At 69.3% G+C, this 21,100-nt stretch carries 18 protein-coding genes; 7 read left to right on the top strand and 11 right to left on the bottom strand.

Features of this window, described 5'->3' with window-relative positions; genetic code table 11:
• Nucleotides 1-2 precede the first annotated feature (2 nt).
• From rpsJ to gdhA, 7 genes are all read right to left on the bottom strand, one after another.
• Nucleotides 3-311: a 30S ribosomal protein S10 gene (gene rpsJ / locus NBY69_RS07725; RefSeq protein ID WP_003948644.1), complete on the bottom strand. Its 309-nt coding sequence runs from the start codon at nt 309-311 to the stop codon at nt 3-5.
• A 520-nt stretch (nt 312-831) separates the two neighbouring features.
• Nucleotides 832-1,419 (bottom strand): hypothetical protein, encoded by a 588-nt coding sequence (locus NBY69_RS07720; protein WP_250299278.1) that lies wholly within the window; start codon nt 1,417-1,419, stop codon nt 832-834.
• A 6-nt stretch (nt 1,420-1,425) separates the two neighbouring features.
• A complete protein-coding gene (locus NBY69_RS07715) occupies nt 1,426-2,058 on the bottom strand; it encodes a hypothetical protein (RefSeq protein ID WP_250299276.1) in 633 nt (210 codons plus the stop codon).
• Complete coding sequence (locus tag NBY69_RS07710; RefSeq protein WP_250299274.1) at nt 2,055-3,344, bottom strand: hypothetical protein; 1,290 nt, start codon at nt 3,342-3,344, stop codon at nt 2,055-2,057. The genes NBY69_RS07715 and NBY69_RS07710 overlap by 4 nt, the downstream gene beginning before the upstream one ends.
• Before the next feature lie 88 nt (nt 3,345-3,432).
• The gene (locus tag NBY69_RS07705) at nt 3,433-4,863 is read right to left on the bottom strand and encodes a hypothetical protein (protein WP_250299272.1); all 1,431 of its coding nucleotides are present in this window, start codon (nt 4,861-4,863) and stop codon (nt 3,433-3,435) included.
• Nucleotides 4,860-5,189, bottom strand: coding sequence for a hypothetical protein (locus tag NBY69_RS07700; protein ID WP_250299270.1), 330 nt, complete (start codon nt 5,187-5,189; stop codon nt 4,860-4,862). Before NBY69_RS07700 ends, NBY69_RS07705 begins: the two co-directional genes overlap by 4 nt.
• 237 nt (nt 5,190-5,426) lie before the next feature.
• A complete protein-coding gene (gdhA, locus tag NBY69_RS07695; protein WP_250299268.1) occupies nt 5,427-6,806 on the bottom strand; it encodes an NADP-specific glutamate dehydrogenase in 1,380 nt (459 codons plus the stop codon).
• A 564-nt stretch (nt 6,807-7,370) separates the two neighbouring features.
• Here gdhA and NBY69_RS07690 point away from each other — a divergent pair.
• Nucleotides 7,371-9,404 (top strand): PIG-L family deacetylase, encoded by a 2,034-nt coding sequence (locus NBY69_RS07690; RefSeq protein WP_374211227.1) that lies wholly within the window; start codon nt 7,371-7,373, stop codon nt 9,402-9,404.
• 162 nt (nt 9,405-9,566) lie between these two features.
• Entirely contained in the window at nt 9,567-10,475 is a 909-nt protein-coding gene (locus NBY69_RS07685; RefSeq protein WP_250299267.1) for a polysaccharide deacetylase family protein, read from the top strand.
• Between the two features lie 122 nt (nt 10,476-10,597).
• On the opposite strand, the gene tuf is transcribed toward NBY69_RS07685, so the two are convergent.
• From tuf to rpsL, 4 genes are all read right to left on the bottom strand, one after another.
• A complete protein-coding gene (gene tuf / locus NBY69_RS07680; protein ID WP_250299265.1) occupies nt 10,598-11,791 on the bottom strand; it encodes an elongation factor Tu in 1,194 nt (397 codons plus the stop codon).
• A gap of 150 nt (nt 11,792-11,941) precedes the next feature.
• On the bottom strand, nt 11,942-14,071 hold the full coding sequence (gene fusA / locus NBY69_RS07675) for an elongation factor G (protein ID WP_250299263.1): 2,130 nt from the start codon (nt 14,069-14,071) through the stop codon (nt 11,942-11,944).
• A gap of 38 nt (nt 14,072-14,109) precedes the next feature.
• Nucleotides 14,110-14,580, bottom strand: a complete 471-nt coding sequence (gene rpsG / locus NBY69_RS07670; protein ID WP_164264073.1) for a 30S ribosomal protein S7 — start codon at nt 14,578-14,580, stop codon at nt 14,110-14,112.
• Nucleotides 14,581-14,582: 2 nt separating this feature from the next.
• On the bottom strand, nt 14,583-14,954 hold the full coding sequence (gene rpsL, locus NBY69_RS07665) for a 30S ribosomal protein S12 (protein WP_003948652.1): 372 nt from the start codon (nt 14,952-14,954) through the stop codon (nt 14,583-14,585).
• Nucleotides 14,955-15,339: 385 nt separating this feature from the next.
• Here rpsL and NBY69_RS07660 point away from each other — a divergent pair, with 385 nt between their 5' ends.
• The 5 genes from NBY69_RS07660 (at nt 15,340) to NBY69_RS07640 (ending at nt 21,022) form a co-directional block, all read left to right on the top strand.
• On the top strand, nt 15,340-16,089 hold the full coding sequence (locus NBY69_RS07660) for a Crp/Fnr family transcriptional regulator (RefSeq protein WP_250299259.1): 750 nt from the start codon (nt 15,340-15,342) through the stop codon (nt 16,087-16,089).
• A gap of 148 nt (nt 16,090-16,237) precedes the next feature.
• Complete coding sequence (locus NBY69_RS07655; RefSeq protein ID WP_250299258.1) at nt 16,238-17,065, top strand: hypothetical protein; 828 nt, start codon at nt 16,238-16,240, stop codon at nt 17,063-17,065.
• On the top strand, nt 17,062-19,212 hold the full coding sequence (locus tag NBY69_RS07650; protein ID WP_250299256.1) for a hypothetical protein: 2,151 nt from the start codon (nt 17,062-17,064) through the stop codon (nt 19,210-19,212). Before NBY69_RS07655 ends, NBY69_RS07650 begins: the two co-directional genes overlap by 4 nt.
• 128 nt (nt 19,213-19,340) lie before the next feature.
• Nucleotides 19,341-20,492 (top strand): PE-PGRS family protein, encoded by a 1,152-nt coding sequence (locus NBY69_RS07645; RefSeq protein WP_250299254.1) that lies wholly within the window; start codon nt 19,341-19,343, stop codon nt 20,490-20,492.
• The gene (locus NBY69_RS07640; protein ID WP_250299251.1) at nt 20,489-21,022 is read left to right on the top strand and encodes a Pycsar system effector family protein; all 534 of its coding nucleotides are present in this window, start codon (nt 20,489-20,491) and stop codon (nt 21,020-21,022) included. The genes NBY69_RS07645 and NBY69_RS07640 overlap by 4 nt, the downstream gene beginning before the upstream one ends.
• The last annotated feature ends 78 nt before the right edge of the window (nt 21,023-21,100 follow it).

The raw sequence follows: 21,100 nt of genomic DNA, 5'->3' as shown, positions 1-21,100 counted from the left end.
CCTCAGAGCTTGATCTCGATGTCGACGCCCGCCGGGAGGTCGAGGCGCATGAGCGAGTCAACCGTCTTCGGCGTGGGGTCGAGGATGTCGATGAGGCGCTTGTGCGTGCGCATCTCGAAGTGCTCGCGCGAGTCCTTGTACTTGTGCGGCGACTTGATGACGCAGTACACGTTCTTCTCAGTGGGCAGCGGCACCGGGCCTGCGACCGACGCACCAGTGCGCGTCACCGTCTCGACGATCTTCTTCGCCGAAGAGTCGATGACCTCGTGGTCGTAGGCCTTGAGCCGGATGCGGATCTTCTGTCCCGCCATGGCTACTCAGTAGTCCTGTCTCTCGTAACGCTCTGGGACCCGCCGGGTACTGCGTTCCTCTCCGACCCACGCGGTCGGGCGTGTCGCATTCCCTCTACGAAGATCTCCCGAAGGATTTCCCAACCAAGGGGTGCGGGCCGTGACCGCAAGCCGGGGGTGAACACCCACCGGGTGCCTGGCCGGCGCCCCGCTGACGCTTCCCGGAAGATTCCCGTACGTCCGCCTCAGCGCTGCCTTACGGCAGTTGGGGCGACGAGTACTGTGGGACTTGCTTCCAGTCCTCCCGACGGGAGGCGCGCAGCATCGGCACTCAACCGAGCAACCCCGACAGTCTGCCATAGCAGGCGTGACGCTGGCCAATCGGGCCGGAGATCTTACTCCCCGCCACGAGCCGGTCAAACGCGGCACGCGTTCGCGGCCTCACCGGAACGAGTGATGGGCCTGCCTCTGGCATGTGCCGGTGGCCGGGCGCCGCTGACCTGGACCCCGTCCCGCGGGCTTCGCGACCCGCCGCATTCCCCTACAGCGACAGCGTCGCGGCGATCCTGTCGACGATCTGCTCCAGCGGTTCGTCGACCACCGGCTCGGTCCACGAGACGTGCATGGTGAGCAGCCCGTCGGTGTCCGGTGGACGCACTCCGTAGGTGAGTGCCCGGATCACCGGGCGGGCGCCGAAGCGCCACTTGCGCTCGCCTGCCATGTTCTCCCGGATACGGACGGCGTCACCGAGCGGCAGCGGGAGATACCGGACGTCCGGCTCCCCGAAATCACCGGCCCGCATGTGCTCGGCCAGCCAGCCGAGGGTGACGTCCGGCACCGTGTCGTCCGGAAGGATCGCGTCGATCTCCATAAAGGCGACGACCTCGTGGTGACCGCTGAGGTACCAGCCGAAGGCAGCCAGCGGTGTCCGGGTACGGCTGTCGGCCGCAGCGCGCTCGAGGCCCCGCTCCAGCCGCGCGGTGTCGGCTGCCTGGCCGTCCCGCTCGTAGCGTTCGGCGAGGTTCCGGGCCTCCTGGCCTGCCCAGTAACCGAGATCCATGTCGGTGACGGGGAAGGGCACCCAGTCCTCCGAACACTCCAGTCCGAGATTGTTCAGGTCGATCAGCATCTGCGGTCACTCCGTCCAGCACAGCGAGTCGGCAACGGCGTCGAACAGGCCGGCCATCGCGTCGGCCAGCGGTTCCAGAGGCGTCGAGAAGGTCAGCAGCAGGAACGCCGCGGTCTGCGGCACGGGCATGTGGTACTCCACAGATGTGGAGAGGCGCACGACAGCGTCAGAGCCGTCACCAGGCTGTTCGACCTGTTTCCGTACCCGGACCGCCGGGCCCGACGCCAGTTCTCCGATGCTGACCTCCTGGCCGACCGGGCCGCTCTCGGCGAGGGACCGCGCGAGCGCGTCCAGGGGCAGCGGTTCCGCGTGCTTCAAAGGGGCCAGCGTCACCAGGAGCGAGGCCGGGATGGTGAACGGTCCGGCCTGCTGAAGACTGAGATACAGCTCTATTCCACCGTTGCGGTACGCCTTGGCTGCCCGGCGCAGCAGGTCATTCCGCAGTTCCGCCTTGAGATGCGGGGCATTGTCGACCCCCTCGAACTGCCGGTCCACGAGCGCCGCGACCGAGCTGTCGCGCTGCTCGGGTTCCAGCAGGATGCGGAACCAGCCGTCGGGGAGCAGCAACCGGTAGTCGCCGGGAACGGCGGGCGCCGGTTCCCCGTCCAGGGCGGCGTGCTGCGGGTCCGGATCGGTCATGACACGATCTCCTTGCTCCGTATGGGCCGGTCGAGCCGCAGACGACTGTTCAGCTGATGCACCACGTAGGGCGCTGCCTGCAGGAACCAACCTAGAAATCCGAGCAGGATCGCGGTGTCACCCGCAGCAGCGTGGGTGTCCGAGATCTGCAGGCCCTGCCCCACGGAGAGCAGCGGACTGACGATCATCACGGCTGTGGAGGACATACCGGCGATCGTGCCGGGGAAGCGGGAGACCCTGCGCGCTTCGGCGGCCGTCGCCGGAAGAACTCCCAGCCCGGCAGCGAAGGACTTCTTGGGCCACGAGCCACGGCGGCTCAGCCGGTGGTCGGACGCCGGGAGCCCGGCCTCCCGCTGGAACTCCGACCAACTTGCGCTGCCCCCGGGACCACCGAACCACAGCTCCCAGGGCAGCACCGCGCGGACCTGCCCGTCGGATCCGCGCAACTCGGCGCCCAGCGGGCGCCCTGTGTGGTCGAGCACCCGGACCAGTGACGCCACGCGGTGTGATCCCCCGCGCGGCAGCCAGATCTCCTGCCCGGAGAGATCGCGCAGCACCAGATCCTTGTCCTGGATACGCAGTTCGGTGTCCCGCCGGAACCGGATCGTCGCGCCCCCTGAGGGGCACGGCGAGATCCTGGCTCGGACCCTGGGCGAGTACCTCCGCATCCGTACACGGGTCCAGAGGCGCAGCACCAGCCGGGCCACAGGGGCAAGCACAGCCGCGGTCGCAGACACCAGGATCAGCCAGGGTGCGCGGGTGCCGGAGAGAATGATGATGCTGACAGCAACGAACCAAACGGCACCGGCCGTCAGGCGTATACCCAAGTACCAGTACGGAAAGAAGCTGCCCGGCCCCAGCGAGAGGCCTCGGCGGAAGGAATCGGTACTCGCCACCATGGGGTCGCTCTCGTCCCGCACCGTGTGCAGCGCGATCCCGGCGGCGCTCAGCAGTGCGGACATCCCGGTACGGACCAGCAGTTGCTCACCACCGACCGCACCCTTCGGCAGCTCTCCCGACTCGGGCAGCCAGTCGTCCAGATCGAGGTGCCCGATCAGCCCGCCGTCGCCGTTCTGGAACTGGATCTTGCCCCAGGAGCCGGGCACCGGTGGCCCCATGCGCCCCTCCAGATCCGGCCCGACCACATCGATGAAGACCGCGCGGGCGATCCCGTCCGCACCTCCGACCGCGAACCGGCGCTCCCCGGAACGCCGACGCAGGACCAGCTCGCCGCCGTCCAGGAAAAGCCGGGCCCGGTGGCACAGCTCAAGACCGGGGCCTCGCATCGCCACAGGCCTGAGAGCGGGTTCGTCGGGAGCGACTGTCGTCCGGGTCGAGCCAGGATTCATGAAGTTCCCCAGGTCAGAGGCCGTATCAACCAGTGACCTTGTCATAGAGGGACGTCACGCTGCCATACGCCCCTTCCGCGCCGGCAACGACTCCGGTAGCAGTGGCCCCGGCCCAGACATTGGTCTGGGCAGTGAAGTTACTCACGGACGAGGCGACAGCAGGCATCTTCAGTGCTGCCGGGGAAATGCCCTTGAGGTCTGCCGCGGCCCTCGCCAGGTCGGGATCGAGCGTCCCCGCCGATCGCGGAGGCGCAACGCTCTTCACGCCCTCGCGCCATGCCTGGCCGGAGAAGGCATTCTTGACCGACTTGACCCCGTCGACCGTGTCCCGGTACATCGAAGTCGGGCTGAAGCCTTCTTTGACGTTGCTCCAGCTGGGCAGTGGTCCCTTCGGCGCAGATGCCAGGGCCTTCGCAGCCGATCTGCCGCGCAGCGCCCCCTGTGCGCCACGATTGGCCAGCTTCCAGGCTTTGTTCGTCTTCATGCCCGAAGACACCGCGTTCTTGAACAGGCTGCTGCGAGCCAGCGCCTTGCTCCCGGCTGCCGCCCCCTTGGCACCCGACATGGCGGCGCGCCCGATGCCGAACGTGGCGACACCCACCGCGTCGAGGAACACCGCCTTCCAGCTGCCCTCGCCCCCCAGGGCCAGCACGAGGTCGGTCGCCAGGGCCACCACGCTCGCCGCCAGGGCGATGACGTTGGCGACGGCGGCAATGGCCTGTCCGATGACGGGGATCCAGCCGAGCGCGAGCGCTGCCACCCCGGCCCACAGTGCGATCCTCCCCGCCCACTTGGAGATTTCCGTGAGCCAGCCGGCGTTCTCATGGACCCAGTTCTTGAACTTGTCCTTCCAGCCGTCCTTGAGCCCGTCGTGCTCGATGACGTCATGGATCGCGTCGGCCGCCGCCTTCGCTGCCGCGTCGCGTACCCCCTTGGCCGCGTCCAGCGCATCCTTGGCGCTCGACAACGCGGCTGACGCCTGCTCCTTGTGGTGCTTGAACTTGCGGCTGTCCGGGTCGTCGTCCGGGGGGTTGTCGGGCTGCCCGTCGAGCGAGCGCTGGGCGGAGGTGAGATCGCCGTGGGCGCTCTCCGCGTCCGTCAGCGCCTTGTCCGCCATCTGCTGGGCCCTGTGCAGCTCGGAAGCGTATTCCTTGCTGCACACACCGTCGGCGACGGCGGTCCCCAGTGCGGTGGCTGCCTCGTCGTACCGCTTGAAGGCCTTGCGCAGCTTGTCACCAGCGCCTTCGGCCGACTTCCGGAACTCCGTGGCGGCCTTGCTGCGCCAGTTCTCGACGGAGGCGAGGGCCTTGATCTCGCGGGCTTCTTTGTCGATGGCGTCGGCGGTCCGGCGCAGTTGGCGGCCGAGTCCCGCTACTTCCTCGGGATCGCCGGGAATCGGGTCGGAGGACTCACCGAGTACCTCCCAGCGTGGTCCGGCGGGACGCTGCGCGCTCACTTCGCCGCCTTTCCGGCGGACTTGCCCGCAGACGGCTTGTCCTGGTCCCGGAGTGCTTCGGCGAGCTCGTGGTCGATCTTCTCGTAGGACTCGGCTGCCGTCTTCGTTATCCCGTACAGGGATTCCAGCTCTTCCGTGAGCTTCCCACGGTGGATCTTCCAGTTGCTGCCGAACGTGTGGAACGCATCGAGCAGCTTCTGCGAGCCGAGTTCCGCCACCCCGTATCCCTGGGAGGGGTCGCTCCTCTTGTCGAACGTGTCGTGGATGCGCTTCAGCGACCGCGAGCACTCCTTGATCCGCTCGATGTCCGCTTGCTGGTCACTCACACAGAATCCCCCTCCGTGCACGCCTGTACTTCGGCCGCCCCGCCGCTCCCGTGGCCACAACCCGGAGCACCCTTACCGGACTTCGAACGCGCGACTACTCACGGTACGAGGAACAGCAGACAACGTCGCGTACCTGGGAGGCAAGCGGGTGGGCCCCGGTGCCACCCCGGCCACCGCCCCGCCCCCGACCGGCCGCCGCACCGGCGCGGTCGGGAACGGCGGCCCGTGGTGGAGGTGTCAGATGACGCCCTGCGCCAGCATCGCGTCCGCGACCCGCTCGAAGCCGGCGATGTTGGCACCGGTCACGTAGTCGCCGGGGGCGCCGTAGCGCTCGGCGGTCTCGTAGCAGGTGTGGTGGATGTCGCGCATGATCCGTACCAGCTCGTCCTCCACCCGCGCGGGGGTCCAGGTGTCGCGGGCCGCGTTCTGGCTCATTTCCAGGGCGCTGACCGCGACACCGCCCGCGTTGGCGGCCTTGCCGGGGCCGAAGGCGACGCCCGCTTCGCGCAGGACGTCCACGGCCTCCAGGGTGGCGGGCATGTTCGCGCCCTCGGAGACGGCCTTGACGCCGTTGCGTACGAGCGTGGCCGCGGCGTCCGCGTCCAGTTCGTTCTGGGTCGCCGAGGGGAGCGCGATGTCGGCGGGTACGTCCCAGACCCGGCCACCGGCGATGTAGCGGGCGGACGCGCCCCGGCGCTTGGCGTACTCGCTGATGCGGGCGCGCTCGACTTCCTTGACCTGCTTGAGCAGTTCGACGTCGATGCCCTTGTCGTCCACGACGTAGCCGCCGGAGTCGGAGCAGGTCAGGGCGTTGGCGCCGAGGGCCTTCAGCTTCTCGATCGTGTAGATGGCGACGTTGCCCGAGCCGGAGACCACAGCGGTCTGGCCCTGGAGGTCCTCCCCGCGCCGGCGCAGCATCTCGGCGGTGAAGAACACGTTGCCGTAGCCGGTCGCCTCGGGGCGGATCGCGGAGCCGCCCCAGCCGAGGCCCTTTCCGGTGAGGACGCCCGCCTCCCAGCGGTTGGTGATGCGGCGGTACTGGCCGAACAGATAGCCGATCTCCCGGCCGCCGACGCCGATGTCACCGGCCGGTACGTCGGTGTGCTCGCCGATGTGGCGCTGCAGCTCCGTCATGAAGGACTGACAGAAGCGCATGACCTCGGAGTCGGTCCGGCCGTGCGGGTCGAAGTCGCTGCCGCCCTTGCCGCCGCCGATACCCAGTCCGGTCAGGGCGTTCTTGAAGATCTGCTCGAAGCCGAGGAACTTCACGATGCCCAGGTTCACCGAGGGGTGGAACCGCAGACCGCCCTTGTACGGCCCGAGGGCGCTGTTGAACTCCACCCGGAAGCCGCGGTTGACGTGCACCCTCCCCCGGTCGTCCTGCCAGGGCACCCGGAAGATGATCTGCCGCTCGGGCTCGCAGAGCCGTTCCAGCAGTGCCGCCTGCGCGTAGTCGTCACGCTCGGCCAGCACGGGTGCCAGGCTCTCCAGCACTTCGTGCACGGCCTGGTGGAATTCCGGCTGGGCCGGGTTGCGGTGCTCGATCTCGGTGCGCAGGGCGGCGAGCTTGTCCTTCGAGGACTTGTCCTCCGAGGAGCGGGGGGATGGGGGTGTCACAGCGGGTCCCTTTCGTTCGGGCACAAACAAGGGCCGCCCGGGTGCGGCGGGCGGTCGTCCGACCCAGTGTCTCCCCTGGACCAGCACCGAGGCGAGAACGCGTGTGCCCATGCGTCCAGCTGCTGAGACACCCGCGCGCACGAGAGGCATTTCCGACCGTTACGTACAGATTCCACTCTTCAGCCTTCGGGCTGGTGAACCTCCCTCTTCGTCCCGAATGTGACGGAGGCCGACGGATGCGGCACCGGTCGAAGCGGCCCTCGGCCGGGCGGCCCTCGATGCGTCACGCCCCGGCGTCCGGCCCGCGGCACCGGCGCACAGGGGGCCCGCCGCACAGGGGGCGGCCCCAGGCCGTTTCCGCGAAGTCCCGTACGGGGCCCTGCGGTTCACGGTGCCGCCCGGCGTGGGGCGCCGCCTGCGCCCGCACCACGAACCGCCCCTGTCACACCCCTCTCACCTGCTGTAACACCGCCCGGTCCGAGGCAACCTCCGCGAAGCGAACTCCGTCAAGCAAACCGGAAAGGCACGGGACGGCCCGTGCAGGGGAGCGGACGGAGCACGATCTTGAGCACTTCACCGGGGCGCGGCCCCTCCAGACGGATCCTGCTCGCGGGCCTGGGGACGGCGGCCGCGTCGGCCGCCCTCAGCGCCTGCTCCGTTCCCGCCGACCCGCGCCGCGGGACCAGCATCGCCGACCCCATGCCTGGCAAGGCGATATCCGTGGCCAGGCACGAGCGGCTGATGCAGATACTGGCGCACCCCGACGACGACCTGTACTTCATGAACCCGGACACCCAGCGGATGCTGGACTCCGGCACCCCGCTGGTCTCCGTGTACGTCACCGCCGGGGAGGCCACCGGTATCAACGTGGTCGCCGGGCAGCCGCATCCGCTCCCCGACAAGCCCGCCTACTCGTCCGCCCGCCACCAGGGGCTGCGCCAGGCGTACGCGGCGCTGCTCGGACTGGCGCCCTTCACGCAGTGGCAGAAGGGCGTGACCACCCTGCGCGGCGGTCACAAGGCCGAGATAAACACCCTGGTCCGGGGCGGTCGCCGGGTCGAGCTGATATTCCTCAACCTTGCCATGCACACCTCCCGGGGGCGGCTGGGACTGCCGTCGCTCTGGTCCGACCGGGGGCTCAACCTGCGGACGGTGGCGGCCGAGGGCTCGCCGCTGGAGTCGACCGGCTCGTACACCTACGACGGACTGGTGGACGTACTCACCGGGCTGCTCACCCAGTACCGCCCCACGGTCGTGCACACCCTCGACCCCGACCCGGACGTCCAGCACAGCACCGACGCGGTCCGCCGCAAGGACAGCGAGCAGGTCGGCTACTCCGACCACCCGGACCACACCGCCACCGCCTCGTTCAGCTGGGCGGCGCTCATACGCTGGGTCGCCGAGGCCACGGCGGGCCACGGCGACATACCGGCCTTCGTCACCACCGCGTACCGGGGCTACTACAACCGCCACTGGCCGAAGAACCTGTCACCGAAGGTGCTCCAGGAGAAGGCCGCACATCTGGTGCCGTACGGCGGCAGCGAGTCCTGGAACTGCGGCAACCCGGGCGGCTGCGGCGACTACAACGTCGGCCTCGGACGACCGCTGACCAACAAGAAGGGGTGGGTCCGCTCCACCCACTACCGCTACCCGGGCCCGCGCCCCTCGCTGGCCACCACCGAGGACGGCCGCCTCGTCGGGTACGGAGTGCTCGGCCTGCGGGCGGTGCGCTGGCGCGAGACCGCGCCGGGCAGCGGCCAGTGGGGGCCGCCGCACGACCTGGGCGGCGGACCGCTCGCCCCGGCGCTCGGCTCGGCGACGCTCAAGGACGGCAGACAGCTGCTGTTCGCCCTGCGGTTCGCCTCCATCGCCGGGCACGGCGCCGCCAATACGCGCGAGGTCGTACTGCTCGAACAGCGCACCGCCGGAGGGAACTTCGCCGCCTGGACCGGGCTCGGCAACCCGGAGTCCGACCCGGAGAAGGGGCGCCGCATCGGGGTCCCGGTGGCGGTGACCGACCAGCAGGGCCGCGTCCACCTCTTCCTGCGCAACGCCGCCCAGGGCATCAGTACGCGGGTGCGCAGCGCCCAGGGCCGCTGGAGCGACTGGACCGATCTCGGCGGCGCCCAGATACAGGACGGCCTCTCCGCCACGCTGGACACAGCGGGCCGTGTCCATGTCTTCGCGTCGGGCCGTGACACCGTGCACCACTGGACCCAGGACGCGGACGGTGGACCGCTGACCGAACGTCCGGAGCCGGGCCTGCCGCTGCCGGGCGACTTCCCCACCGCCGTGGCCGCGCCGGACGGTGGCATCGATGTCTACTACCGCAAGCCCGCCACGGCCGCGACCACCCGCGTGCATCTGGGCGGCCGGCACCCCCTCGGACACGCCGCCGGTCCCGCGCTGCTCGGCCAGGACGACCGAGGACGGGTCCAACTCCTGCTGAACGGGAAGGTGTTGACCCGCACCGACGGGGTCGTACCGCTCGAAGGGGCCACCCTGCTCAACGGCCGCACCAGCACCGAGGGCCCGACGATCGCCGGAATCGGCCCCGGCGCGCTCCCCTGGCTCTGGCGGCCGGTCCGGTCCGTCTAGACCGCGTCCCGAAGGCCCCGCCCGGCTCGCGGGGTCCGGCCGACGGAGCCGGTCCCGCCTTGGGCCGACCGCGTACGACCACAGCGCCCATCGGGTGATCTCCCGGACCCCGGTGGGCGCGGCTTCGACATCCAGGGACAGCTCTGTGGCATCGCCATAGGCATGCAATCAGATCATCACACAAAATCACGAAGGCAATTCCTGACCGCCGCCATCGCCACCGGCGTGATGTGCGCGGCCTTCGCCACGGACGTCCTGAACATCGCTCCGGACCGGGGGGCCTCCCGGGGAACCCCCGGCCCCAAGGGCAGCGGAACGCCCTCGGCGACACCCACCCCGAGTGCTCCCGTGACCGGAGCCGCGGGCCCCGCCGCCGTACGGCCCGGGGTACGACAGAACCCCGAGCACTTCCGGCTGCGGGCCATCGCGGGCGACAGCTCCATGGGGGTGCCCCCGGCGCACGCCCAGGTCCGTACGTCGGCGGAGTACGTCCTCCCCGCCCCGAAGGGCCGCAGGATCGCGCTCACCTTCGACGACGGCCCGCACCCGGTGAACACCCCGCAGGTCCTGGCGGTGCTGCGCAAGTACCGGATCCGGGCGACGTTCTTCGTCATCGGCGAGAACGCCACCGCGTTCCCCGAACTGCTCCACGCCGTCTCCGCCGAGGGCCACCAGATCGCCAACCACTCGTACACCCATCCCCAGCTCACCAAGCTCTCCGGCGCTCAGGTCAGGGACCAACTGGGCCGCACCAGCGAGATCATCGAGAAGACCCTGGGCGCTCCCCCGCGCTGGTGCCGCGCGCCCTACGGCGACTGGAACGCGGAGTCCCTGGCGATCTGCGCGGACCTCGGCATGGAGCCGCTGGGCTGGAACATCGACACCAACGACTGGGCGCGTCCCGGAGTGTCCAAGATCGAGCAGGCGGTACTGACCGGGGCCTCGCCGGGCAGCGTCATCCTCCAGCACGACGGCGGCGGCAACCGCGACCAGACCGTTCAGGCCGTCGCCGACTACCTGCCGCAACTCCTCGCGCAGGACTACGAATTCGTCCTCCCCTACACCCGGTAGCCGACCGCCCCGGCCAGACAGTCGCGGGCAACGCAGAAGGGCCCCCGGTCCGCCGCGAACGGCGGGCCGGGGGCCCTTCTCGGTGCTCTGGTGCGGAGCTACCAGGTCAGACCGTCAAGTAATTACTTGAGGATCTTGGTGACCTGGCCGGCGCCCACGGTCCGGCCACCCTCACGGATGGCGAACTTCAGGCCCTCTTCCATGGCGACCGGCTGGATCAGCGCGACGTCCATGAGGGTGTTGTCACCCGGCATGACCATCTCGGTGCCCTCGGGAAGGGTCACCACGCCCGTCACGTCCGTGGTACGGAAGTAGAACTGCGGGCGGTAGTTGTTGAAGAAGGGGGTGTGACGGCCACCCTCGTCCTTCGACAGGATGTAGGCCTGGGCCTGGAACTCGGTGTGCGGCGTGACCGAACCGGGCTTGATGATGACCTGGCCGCGCTCGACGTCCTCGCGCTTGATGCCACGGAGGAGCAGACCGACGTTCTCACCGGCCTGGCCCTCGTCGAGCAGCTTGCGGAACATCTCGATGCCGGTGACCGTGGTGGTGGTCTTCTCGGTCTTGATACCGACGATGTCGACGGTCTCGTTGACCTTGAGGACACCACGCTCGATACGACCGGTGACGACGGTGCCACGACCGGTGATCGTGAAGACGTCCTCGATCGGCATCAGGAACGGCTTCTCGACGTCACGCTCGGGCTGCGGGATCGACTCGTCGACGGCCTTCATCAGGTCGAGGACGGTCTGGCCCCACTCCTTGTCGCCCTCAAGAGCCTTGAGCGCCGAGACCTTGACGACCGGAAGGTCGTCGCCCGGGAACTCGTACTCGGAGAGGAGCTCACGGACCTCGAGCTCGACGAGCTCCAGGATCTCCTCGTCGTCCACCATGTCGGCCTTGTTCAGCGCGACAACGATGTACGGAACGCCGACCTGGCGGGCCAGGAGCACGTGCTCCTTGGTCTGCGGCATCGGGCCGTCGGTGGCGGCGACCACGAGGATGGCGCCGTCCATCTGCGCGGCACCCGTGATCATGTTCTTGATGTAGTCCGCGTGACCGGGGCAGTCGACGTGCGCGTAGTGACGCGACTCCGTCTGGTACTCGACGTGCGCGATCGAGATCGTGATACCGCGCTGGCGCTCCTCGGGAGCCTTGTCGATCTGGTCGAAGGCCGAGGCCTCGTTCAGGTCCGGGTACGCGTCGTGCAGCACCTTGGTAATGGCGGCCGTGAGGGTCGTCTTACCGTGGTCGATGTGACCGATGGTGCCGATGTTGACGTGCGGCTTAGTCCGCTCGAACTTTGCCTTCGCCACTGGGTCCTCCTGCGGAGTGGTTCTGTACGCCTTGCTTCATCGGCGCCAGGTGATCTTTGCTGGGATGCCGGGGCCCGGGGCATTCGGCGCATTACGCGCCGAATGCCCCAGTGGCTCCGGTGACAAGCCTAAAGCGTGGACTCGGAAGAGTTACTCGCCCTTGGCCTTCGCGATGATCTCCTCGGCGACGTTCCGCGGAACCTCGGCGTAGGAGTCGAACTGCATCGAGTAGCTTGCGCGACCCGAGGTCTTGCTGCGGAGGTCTCCGACGTAGCCGAACATCTCCGAGAGGGGCACGAGGCCCTTCACGACGCGAGCGCCGCTGCGCTCCTCCATGGCCTGGATCTGGCCACGGCGGGAGTTCAGGTCGCCGATCACATCGCCCATGTAGTCCTCGGGCGTGGTGACCTCGACCGACATCATCGGCTCGAGGAGCACGGGGGACGCCTTGCGGGCACCCTCCTTGAACGCCTGCGAACCGGCGATCTTGAAGGCGAGCTCCGAGGAGTCCACCTCGTGGTAACCACCGTCGAGAAGGGTGACGCGCACGCCCACCATCTCGTAACCGGCCAGGATGCCGAACTTCATGGCTTCCTGAGCACCCGCGTCCACCGAGGGGATGTACTCACGGGGGATGCGGCCACCGGTGACCTTGTTCACGAACTCGTAGGTCGCGTCGCCGCCCTCGATGGGCTCCATCGCGATCTGCACCTTCGCGAACTGGCCGGTACCACCAGTCTGCTTCTTGTGCGTGTAGTCGATACGCTCGACGGTCTTGCGGATCGTCTCGCGGTACGCGACCTGGGGCTTGCCGACGTTCGCCTCGACGCGGAACTCGCGCCGCATGCGGTCGACCAGCACCTCGAGGTGAAGCTCGCCCATACCACCGATGATGGTCTGGCCGGTCTCCTCGTCGGAGTGCACCTGGAAGGAGGGGTCCTCCTCCGAGAGACGCTGGATGGCTACACCCAGCTTCTCCTGGTCACCCTTGGACTTGGGCTCGATGGCGACCTCGATGACCGGCGCCGGGAAGTCCATGGACTCCAGGATCACCGGCTGCTTGTCGTCACAGAGCGTCTCACCGGTCGTGGTCTGCTTGAGCCCCATGACGGCGATGATGTCGCCCGCGCCCACCGACGCGATCTCCTCACGCTTGTTCGCGTGCATGCGGTAGATCTTGCCGATGCGCTCCTTCTTGCCCTTGACCGAGTTCAGCACCGCGGTGCCGGCCTCGAGGCGGCCCGAATAAATCCGGACGAAGGTGAGCTTGCCGAGGTGCGGGTCGCTCGCGATCTTGAACGCAAGACCGGAGAACGGCTCGTCGTCGGAAGGCTGACGCTTCACGACGACCTCGGGGTCCTTGACGTCGTGGCCTTCGATGGCCTCGACGTCCAGGGGGGAAGGCAGGTAGCGGACGACCGCGTCGAGCAGGGGCTGCACGCCCTTGTTCTTGAACGCGGTGCCACAGAAGACGGGGGTGACGGTGACGGAGTCCGCAGAACCCTTGGAAGCAAGGGTGATACGGCGGATCGCCGCGTACAGCTGGTCCTCGGAGGGCTCGACGCCCTCCAGGTACAGCTCCATCATCTCGTCGTCGTTCTCGGAAACGGCTTCGAGCAGCTTGCCGCGCCACTCGTCGGCCGCTTCGGTGTGGGTCTCCGGGATGTCGACAATGTCGTACATCTCGCCCTTGCTCGCGTCGGCAGACCAGACAAAGGCCTTCATCGTCACGAGGTCGACGACGCCCTTGAAGTCGGCCTCTGCACCGATCGGGAGCTGCATGACCAGCGGCACCGCACCGAGGCGGTCGACGATCATGTCGACGCAGCGGTGGAACTCGGCACCGGTACGGTCCAGCTTGTTGACGAAGCAGATACGCGGCACGCCGTAGCGGTCCGCCTGACGCCAGACAGTCTCGGACTGCGGCTCGACGCCCGCGACACCGTCGAACACGGTGACAGCGCCGTCGAGGACGCGGAGCGAACGCTCCACCTCGACGGTGAAGTCGACGTGACCCGGGGTGTCAATGATGTTGATCGTGTGATCGACATCATTGAGCGGCCAGTGGCAGGTCGTCGCGGCAGACGTGATCGTGATGCCGCGCTCCTGCTCCTGCTCCATCCAGTCCATCGTGGCAGCGCCGTCGTGGACTTCACCGATCTTGTAGCTCACACCGGTGTAGAAGAGGATCCGCTCAGTGGTGGTCGTCTTGCCCGCGTCGATGTGGGCCATGATCCCAATGTTGCGGACCTTGGCCAGGTCAAGCGAAGTGGTGGCCATAAGGCTCAATCTTCTCTCGGTCTCGATGTGGGTAGCGACTACCAGCGGTAGTGCGCGAAGGCCTTGTTGGACTCGGCCATCTTGTGGGTGTCCTCGCGCTTCTTGACGGCAGCGCCAAGACCGTTGGAGGCGTCGAGCAGCTCGTTGGTGAGCCGCTCCGTCATCGTCTTCTCGCGACGGGCGCGGGAGTAACCGACGACCCAGCGCAGGGCGAGGGTGGCGGCACGACCGGGCTTGACCTCGATCGGCACCTGGTAGGTGGCGCCACCGACACGGCGGGACTTGACCTCGAGCGACGGCTTGACGTTCTCAAGCGCGCGCTTCAGCGTGATGACCGGGTCTGCGCCGGTCTTCTCGCGGAGGCCTTCCATGGCGCCGTACACGATCCGCTCGGCAGTGGAACGCTTGCCGTTGAGCAGGATCTTGTTGATCAGCGAGGTGACAAGAGGAGAACCATAGACCGGGTCAATGATGACCGGGCGCTTCGGGGCGGGGCCCTTACGAGGCATTCTTACTTCTCCTTCTTGGCGCCGTAGCGGCTGCGGGCCTGCTTGCGGTTCTTGACACCCTGGGTGTCGAGGGAACCGCGGATGATCTTGTAGCGAACACCAGGCAGGTCCTTCACACGGCCACCACGCACGAGCACGATGGAGTGCTCCTGCAGGTTGTGTCCCTCACCCGGGATGTAGGCCGTGACCTCGATGCCGGAGGTCAGGCGAACACGCGCGACCTTACGGAGCGCCGAGTTGGGCTTCTTCGGGGTGGTCGTGAAGACACGCGTGCAGACGCCACGACGCTGGGGCGAGCCCTCGAGCGCGGGGGTCTTGTTCTTCTCGACCTTGTCCTGCCGGCCCTTCCGGACCAGCTGCTGGATCGTAGGCACTACTTCTCCGGTTTCTGTGTGCCGTGTAGTGAAACTAACCTGGAACATCTCCGACCCACGCGGTCGGGTGTGTCGAATACTGCGGACCTCCGCCGAACGGCGGAAAGAGCGCAGATTGCGGTGGCCGCTCAAGGACTCGTCATGCGGTTGAAGACACGCACAGGAGCCAGGGCACACCCCAGGCACAAGGTCAGAGCGTACCTACCTCACCGACTGCGGTCAAAACAAATGCCCTGGACCACAACACGCCGGGCCCTTCGCGCCGGCCCTCGGCCGTTCTCCCACAGCCGGACCGGCGGCGCGGCGGCAATCCGGGCGGTCCGGTCCCGGACCGCCGCCCGGTCCGCTACGTTGATCGATCCGCTGTGCTGATTCGGGGGCCGACATGACAGCAGCGCACCTACCCGGCGACGGGGGGCTGGACGACCGTGTGCCGTTCCTGGCCCGGCTGGAGGGCGAGGAACGGGCAGCGCTGCTCGCACTCGGCCACGAACTGGCCTTCGCGCCCAGAGTGGTCCTTCTCCACCAGAACGAACCGTCCTCGCACGTCCTGTTCATCCTGACCGGCTGGACGAAGGTCACCGCCTCGGCGGCCAACGGCTACGAGGCCCTGCTCGCCCTGCGCGGCCCCGGCGACGTCATCGGCGAATCCGCCGCGCTGACCGGCCGCCCGCGCTCGGCGACGGTGACCGCCCTGGAACCGGTCCGCGCCCTGGCCGTCGAGCACGAGCGCTTCACCGGGCTCCTCGGCCGCTCCCCGGCCACGTCCTTCGCGCTCCTCGCACTGGCGTCGGACCGTACTCGCGCGGCGGACCGGCGACGGCTCGAATTCGCCTCCCTGCATGTACGGGAACGCTTCGCGGTGCTGCTGCTCGACCTCGCCCGTACGCACGGGCGGCGCACCGACGAGGGCATCGAGCTGGCCGTACCCCTGAGCAAGCAGGAACTCGCCGGTTCCGTCGGTGCCTCGCGGGAGATGGTGCAGCGGCTGCTGAAAGAGCTGCGCGAGCGCGGCGCCGTGGTCACCGGGCGACGGACCCTGGTGATCACCCGGCCGGATGTGCTGCGCCGGATCGCCCGCGCCGGGCCGCCCGGCGCGAAGGGCCCCGGTGCTGGAATCCCTGACCGGGAGTGAGCACGAGTCACCCGGAGCCACTCTGTGCACACGGTCACACTCCGAGTGCGTCATCTGCCCTCACTGCTCCACGCCCGCGGACCCGAAGCTGTTGCCCAGGCCGGAAGCCCATCGCCGCCCAGGCCCGCAGACCACCCGAGAGGTGCCCATGAACGACCCCGTGAGCCGGACGATCCTGCTGCTGGACATCGAGAAGTACAGCAACCGGGACGACATCGAACAGGCCTATCTGCGGCGCATGCTGTACGGCATCACCGACCGGGCCCTGGAGAGCGCCGGCATCGACGAGACGTACCGGCTGCGCGCCGACCGCGGTGACTCCGTCATGGAGCTGATCGACGCCAACGCGTCGGTGACCGCGCTGCTGCGGGCGCTGCTCACCGAGGTGCCGGTCCAGTTGCGCTCGGTGAACAGGATGGCGTCCAGCTCGGCACAGATCCGGCTGCGCGCCGTGGTCGCCACCGGGTACGTCGCGATCGACCCGCACGGCTGGGTGGGCGCCGACCTCAATCACGCCTGCCGACTGCTCGACGCCGAGGTACTGCGCGCCGCCCTGCGCGAGCGCTCCGACGACTTCGCGCTCTGCGTCTCGCAGAGCGTGCACGCCGGGATCGTCCGCCACGACCATCCCGGCATCCCCAAGAACGCCTTCCACGCCATCACGGTCGCCAGCAAGAACGGACCGCTGGCGGCCTGGCTCCACGGACCGGTGCCGGACACCGGCCCGCGGGACCAGGACGGCGGGACGGCGGAGGTACCGGCGCCGGACGGATCGGGGGACCGCCCGGCGCCGGGCCAGGACACCGCGCCCCGGCCCGTCGGGGCCGCGGGGCGCGGAGGCGCCGTCTTCAACTTCGGTGCGGGTGGCGCCCAGTTCGGTGGCAGCCTGGTCAACGGTGACCAGCACGGGGTGTCGGGCGGCACCGTGAACGGCGATGTCCACCTCGGCGGCAGCAACCGGACCGGGCGCGCGTGAACACACCGGACCAGCCCTCACACCTTCCCGGTCAGCCGCGCGGAGCCGCGCCGGACGCGCCGCAGCCCGGTGAGCACCGCCCGGACGGGGCCCACGAACCGGAGGAGCAGGCACAGGAGGCACGCGCGGCGCAGCGCGAACTCTTCGCGCACGCACCGGAGTTCATCCTCGGCTCGGCCGCTTCCTTCGGCGGCTCCCTGGTCGGCGGGGCACAGCACGGCGTATCCGGCGGCCAGGTCGCGGGCGACGTCTTCATGGGCGGCAAGACCGAGATCCACCACCACACCTCCGCGACCGGTTCCGTCCACTCCTCGGGCGAGATCCCGCGCGGGGAACTGGACCGGCTGTCCGGTGTCTTCGTCGAGGGACCCTCGTTCGCCGCAGCGCTCCAGCGTCTGCGCGCCGAGCGGGTCCTCGTACTGTCGGGTCCGCACTCGACCGGCCGCCGGACAGCGGCGCTGATGCTGCTGGACCGGCTGGGGGTACCCACCGTCCGGGCCCTGCAGCCGGAGACCGGCCCCTCGGCGCTGCCCGCCCAGCTCACCGGTCCCGGCGGGCACGTGCTGTGCGACATGCCGCTGAGCCGCAACAGGCCACTGCGGGACACCCATCTGTACGCGGCGGTGGACCGGCTCAAGCAGTTCGACGACGGCTATCTGGTGATCACCGTCGAAGCACCCCGGTATCTGCCCGGTGTCACGCCCTTCTGCTGGGAGCCGCCGCCCGCCGAGGAGGTGCTGCGGGCCTTTCTCGCCGCCCGCGAGCCCGGTGGCGCGGAGACCGAGCGGCTGCTGGAGCTCGAACCGGTGCGGGACTTCCTCGCGCACGGCCACCACCGGTGTGCGGAGGCCGCCCGGTTCGCCGAGCAGCTGGCCGCGTACGACGGCAGCGCCGCGGCGCTCGCCCGGCTCGCGGGCTTCAGCCTCGACGCGGTGGAGAAGCAGTGCCGCGACTGGCTGAGCGCCCCGGACGGTGAACTGGCCCTGCGGGACAAGGCGTTCCTGATCTCGCTCTCCGTCTTCGACGGCGCTCCCTACGTGCTGGCCGCCGAACTCGGCGACCGGCTCTTCGTCAACCTCCAGCGTCTCCAGCATCCCGAGCAGGAGCCCGCGATCCCCGTCTTCGGTCCGTCGGCGGCCGACCGGCTCGCCCTGGCCCGCGCCGAGGGCACGACCCGTAACGAACCGACCGACTGGGGACCCGTCCCGCAGTATCTGGCGCACTTCCGGGAGCCGCGGACGGCGCACACCCTGCTCACCGAGGTGTGGACCGGCCACCCCTCGGCGCGCCCCGCCCTGGTGGACTGGCTGAAACAGCTCGCTCGGGACCGCCGTCCGCTGGTCCGTACCCGTGCGGCAGCCGCGGTCGCGATGCTGGCGACCGCCGATCTGCCCTCCGCGATGGCGGCCCTGATCGACGGGTGGGCGCTCTCCCCATCCTTCGGGCCCCGGGTGACGGCGGCAAACGCCCTGACCCTGGCCCAGCTGCTGGAGGCACCGGCGATCCTGCGGCTGCTGACGCAGTGGTGCAGCGACACCAACTGGGCCCGCCGCTGGACCGCCATCCGGGCGTTCGCACTGCTCGCCCCGGTCCGCCAGGACCTGGCCGCGCCCGCGCTGCAGGCGCTCGCCGCCCGTGCCAGGGCCGAGGAGAGCAGCGCGGCGGAGAGCAGCAACCTCACGGAATCCACCGCCCTGCTGCTCTCCGGCGGAAATCGTGGCGAAATGCTCGCCGAGCTGGTCAGGCTGCTCCAGGACACCGCTCCGGTCCGCAACCTCGCTCTCGCCGCCTTCGTACGCGCCTGCGACAACACCGAAGAGGGCAGCCTGATCGACTGGTACGCCGAATCCGGCGTCTACGACGCGGGCCCGGCCCGCGACCTGGCCACGCTGTGGCACACCGCCCTGGGCGACCGCGCGCACACCAAGGCGGCGCTGGACGCCCTGCGGACCTGGCTGTATGCGGGTGAGCGCCGGGCCGACGCCGGACAGGCACTGGCCCTGCTGCTTCCGGAGCTCGTCACCACGGCCGCCGACCGCGGCAGGCTGGACCACCTGCTGCGCACGCTGCGCGCCGAGGACGGCACACCGCAGCGCCCCCGGATCGCCGACCGGTTGCTGTCGGTCCTCGACCCGCAGAGTTCCTGACCCTCAGAGTTCCTGACCCCGGAGTCCTTGACCTCCCGAGTCCTTGGCCCCCGGAGTCCTTGATCCATCCCCGCCGTCACCCCACGTTTTCCGTCTTCCCCACCAGATCCGTTGAGGAGTTGACCCACATGGCGGACTTCCGCCGTCAGCCGGAGTGGCAGCAGAACGCCGACCGGCACAGCCATCTGATCGACCCCGTGCTCACCTACCGGCCCATGTCGCGTTTCGACTACACGGCCCGCAGGCCGATGACCGCGATCGACCACGCGCTGGTCTTCACCACGGCCAAGGGCGGGTACGACGCCTTCCTGCCGCCGCACCGGCCCACCCGCTCGGAGGCCGCGAACCGCCGCTACACCTCGGTGTACGAAGTGGACATGGGCAGCCACAGCGTCCAGCTGGAGGTGCAACTGCCCAGCGACGACGACGCGTTCTCCTTCGGGGTGAGCGCCGATCTGACGTGGCGGGTCGCCGACCCGATCCGCTTCGTGACCTCCGGCGAACGCGATGTACCGACCCGGCTCACCAGGGAGCTGCAGCAGCTCGCCCGGCCGGTCGGCCGCCGTTACCCGATCGAGGACAGTGCCGGTGCCGAGGCCGCCGTGCAGAAGGAGCTGCAGACGGTCGACTTCGCCGCCGGTATCGGCATCCAGGTCACCTGCACGGTCCGGATGCGCCTGGACGACGAGGCGATCGCCCACCGGCGCCGCAAACGGGATCTGCGGTACGAGAACGAGATGCTCGCCCCGGAGCACGAGTACCGGATGCAGCAGCTGCGGCAGGAACACGAGTTGCAGGCGGTCCAGCTGCGCAACGAGCACGAACTGATGGCCCAGAAGATCGAGTTCTACCAGTTCCATCTTCAGCACGGCGGGGTGGCCGCCTGGGCCCTCCACCTCGCCCAGCACCCCGAGGACACTCAAGCGGCCACCAGCGGGATCCGCCACGACCAGCTCTCCCTCATCCGCAGTCAGCTCGAACTGATCGACGGGGACGCCCTGGAGGACTACCAGAAGGCGGAGTCGGCCAAGTACGCCCTGCGCGTGGTGAACGATCTCATTCACCAGCAGGTGGGGCCCGGGATGGCGCCGCCGCCCACGCCCGGTGAGGCGCAGGCGCTGTCGGCCGCGGACGGCGCACGCTCGCCCTACGGAGCGCCGGAACCCGGCAGCCCCCAGGACGCTCCGCCGGTGTCCGATGCTCCCGGCGCGTACGAGCAGGGAACGCCCCCGGTACCTCCGATGCCCCCGCATCCCCCTTCGGGAGGTACCCCGGTATGACCGTCCCGGACACGCTTCCGCCGCCGCAGGGCCCCGCGCCCGCAGAGCAGCTGCCCGCCGAGCGGCTTCTCGTGGAGCTGCGGGCGGAGATAGCGCGCGCCGACAACAAGGCAGCCGTGCTGGTGGCGGCGCTGGGGATGACCGCGGGCGTCTTCAGCGGGCTGCTCGCCGGGCGCGGCTGGACGCCGAGCGCCCTGTCGGCGCCCGGCGCCTTCTTCTTGTGGTCGAGCGCGGCGGCGCTCGCGCTTTCGCTGTTCGCCCTGCTGCTGGCCGTGCTGCCGCGCTACCGCACCCGCGACTGGGCCCCGGGGCAGCCTCTCTGCTACTTCGGTGACATCCAACAGGCCGTCCGGGCGGGCCAGTTGGACACCGCGCTCAGTGACACCGCCCGGAACCCGGCCGCCGTACTCCTGGTGGGCCTCACCGAGACCAGCCGGATCGCCGCCCGGAAGCACCAGTGGATCCGTACCGGCCTGATCGCGTTCTGTGTCGGCACCGCGCTGCTGCCCGCTTCACTGCTCATCGGCTGACGTCCCGCCACTTCGAAGGAACATCGCCATGGTCCAGCCGCCCGAACCTGACTACCCCTCGGCGCCTCCCACCGGAGA

The sequence above is a fragment of the Streptomyces sp. A 4/2 genome, from assembly GCF_940670765.1.
Classification (GTDB): Bacteria; Actinomycetota; Actinomycetes; order Streptomycetales; family Streptomycetaceae; genus Streptomyces.
The sequence above is the reverse complement of the archived record's forward strand: the minus strand, read 5'-3'. Positions and strand labels throughout refer to the sequence as shown.

Excerpts from the sequence above, each read along its gene's own strand:
- NBY69_RS07655 (WP_250299258.1), top strand. The coding sequence starts at position 16,238 with ATGAACGACCCCGTGAGCCGGACGATCCTGCTGCTGGACATCGAGAAG.
- NBY69_RS07685 (WP_250299267.1), top strand. The coding sequence starts at position 9,567 with ATGCAATCAGATCATCACACAAAATCACGAAGGCAATTCCTGACCGCC.
- NBY69_RS07640 (WP_250299251.1), top strand. The coding sequence starts at position 20,489 with ATGACCGTCCCGGACACGCTTCCGCCGCCGCAGGGCCCCGCGCCCGCA.
- rpsG (WP_164264073.1), bottom strand. The coding sequence starts at position 14,580 with ATGCCTCGTAAGGGCCCCGCCCCGAAGCGCCCGGTCATCATTGACCCG.
- NBY69_RS07720 (WP_250299278.1), bottom strand. The coding sequence starts at position 1,419 with ATGCTGATCGACCTGAACAATCTCGGACTGGAGTGTTCGGAGGACTGG.
- NBY69_RS07645 (WP_250299254.1), top strand. The coding sequence starts at position 19,341 with ATGGCGGACTTCCGCCGTCAGCCGGAGTGGCAGCAGAACGCCGACCGG.
- NBY69_RS07660 (WP_250299259.1), top strand. The coding sequence starts at position 15,340 with ATGACAGCAGCGCACCTACCCGGCGACGGGGGGCTGGACGACCGTGTG.
- rpsJ (WP_003948644.1), bottom strand. The coding sequence starts at position 311 with ATGGCGGGACAGAAGATCCGCATCCGGCTCAAGGCCTACGACCACGAG.
- NBY69_RS07715 (WP_250299276.1), bottom strand. The coding sequence starts at position 2,058 with ATGACCGATCCGGACCCGCAGCACGCCGCCCTGGACGGGGAACCGGCG.
- fusA (WP_250299263.1), bottom strand. The coding sequence starts at position 14,071 with ATGGCCACCACTTCGCTTGACCTGGCCAAGGTCCGCAACATTGGGATC.
- NBY69_RS07710 (WP_250299274.1), bottom strand. The coding sequence starts at position 3,344 with ATGCGAGGCCCCGGTCTTGAGCTGTGCCACCGGGCCCGGCTTTTCCTG.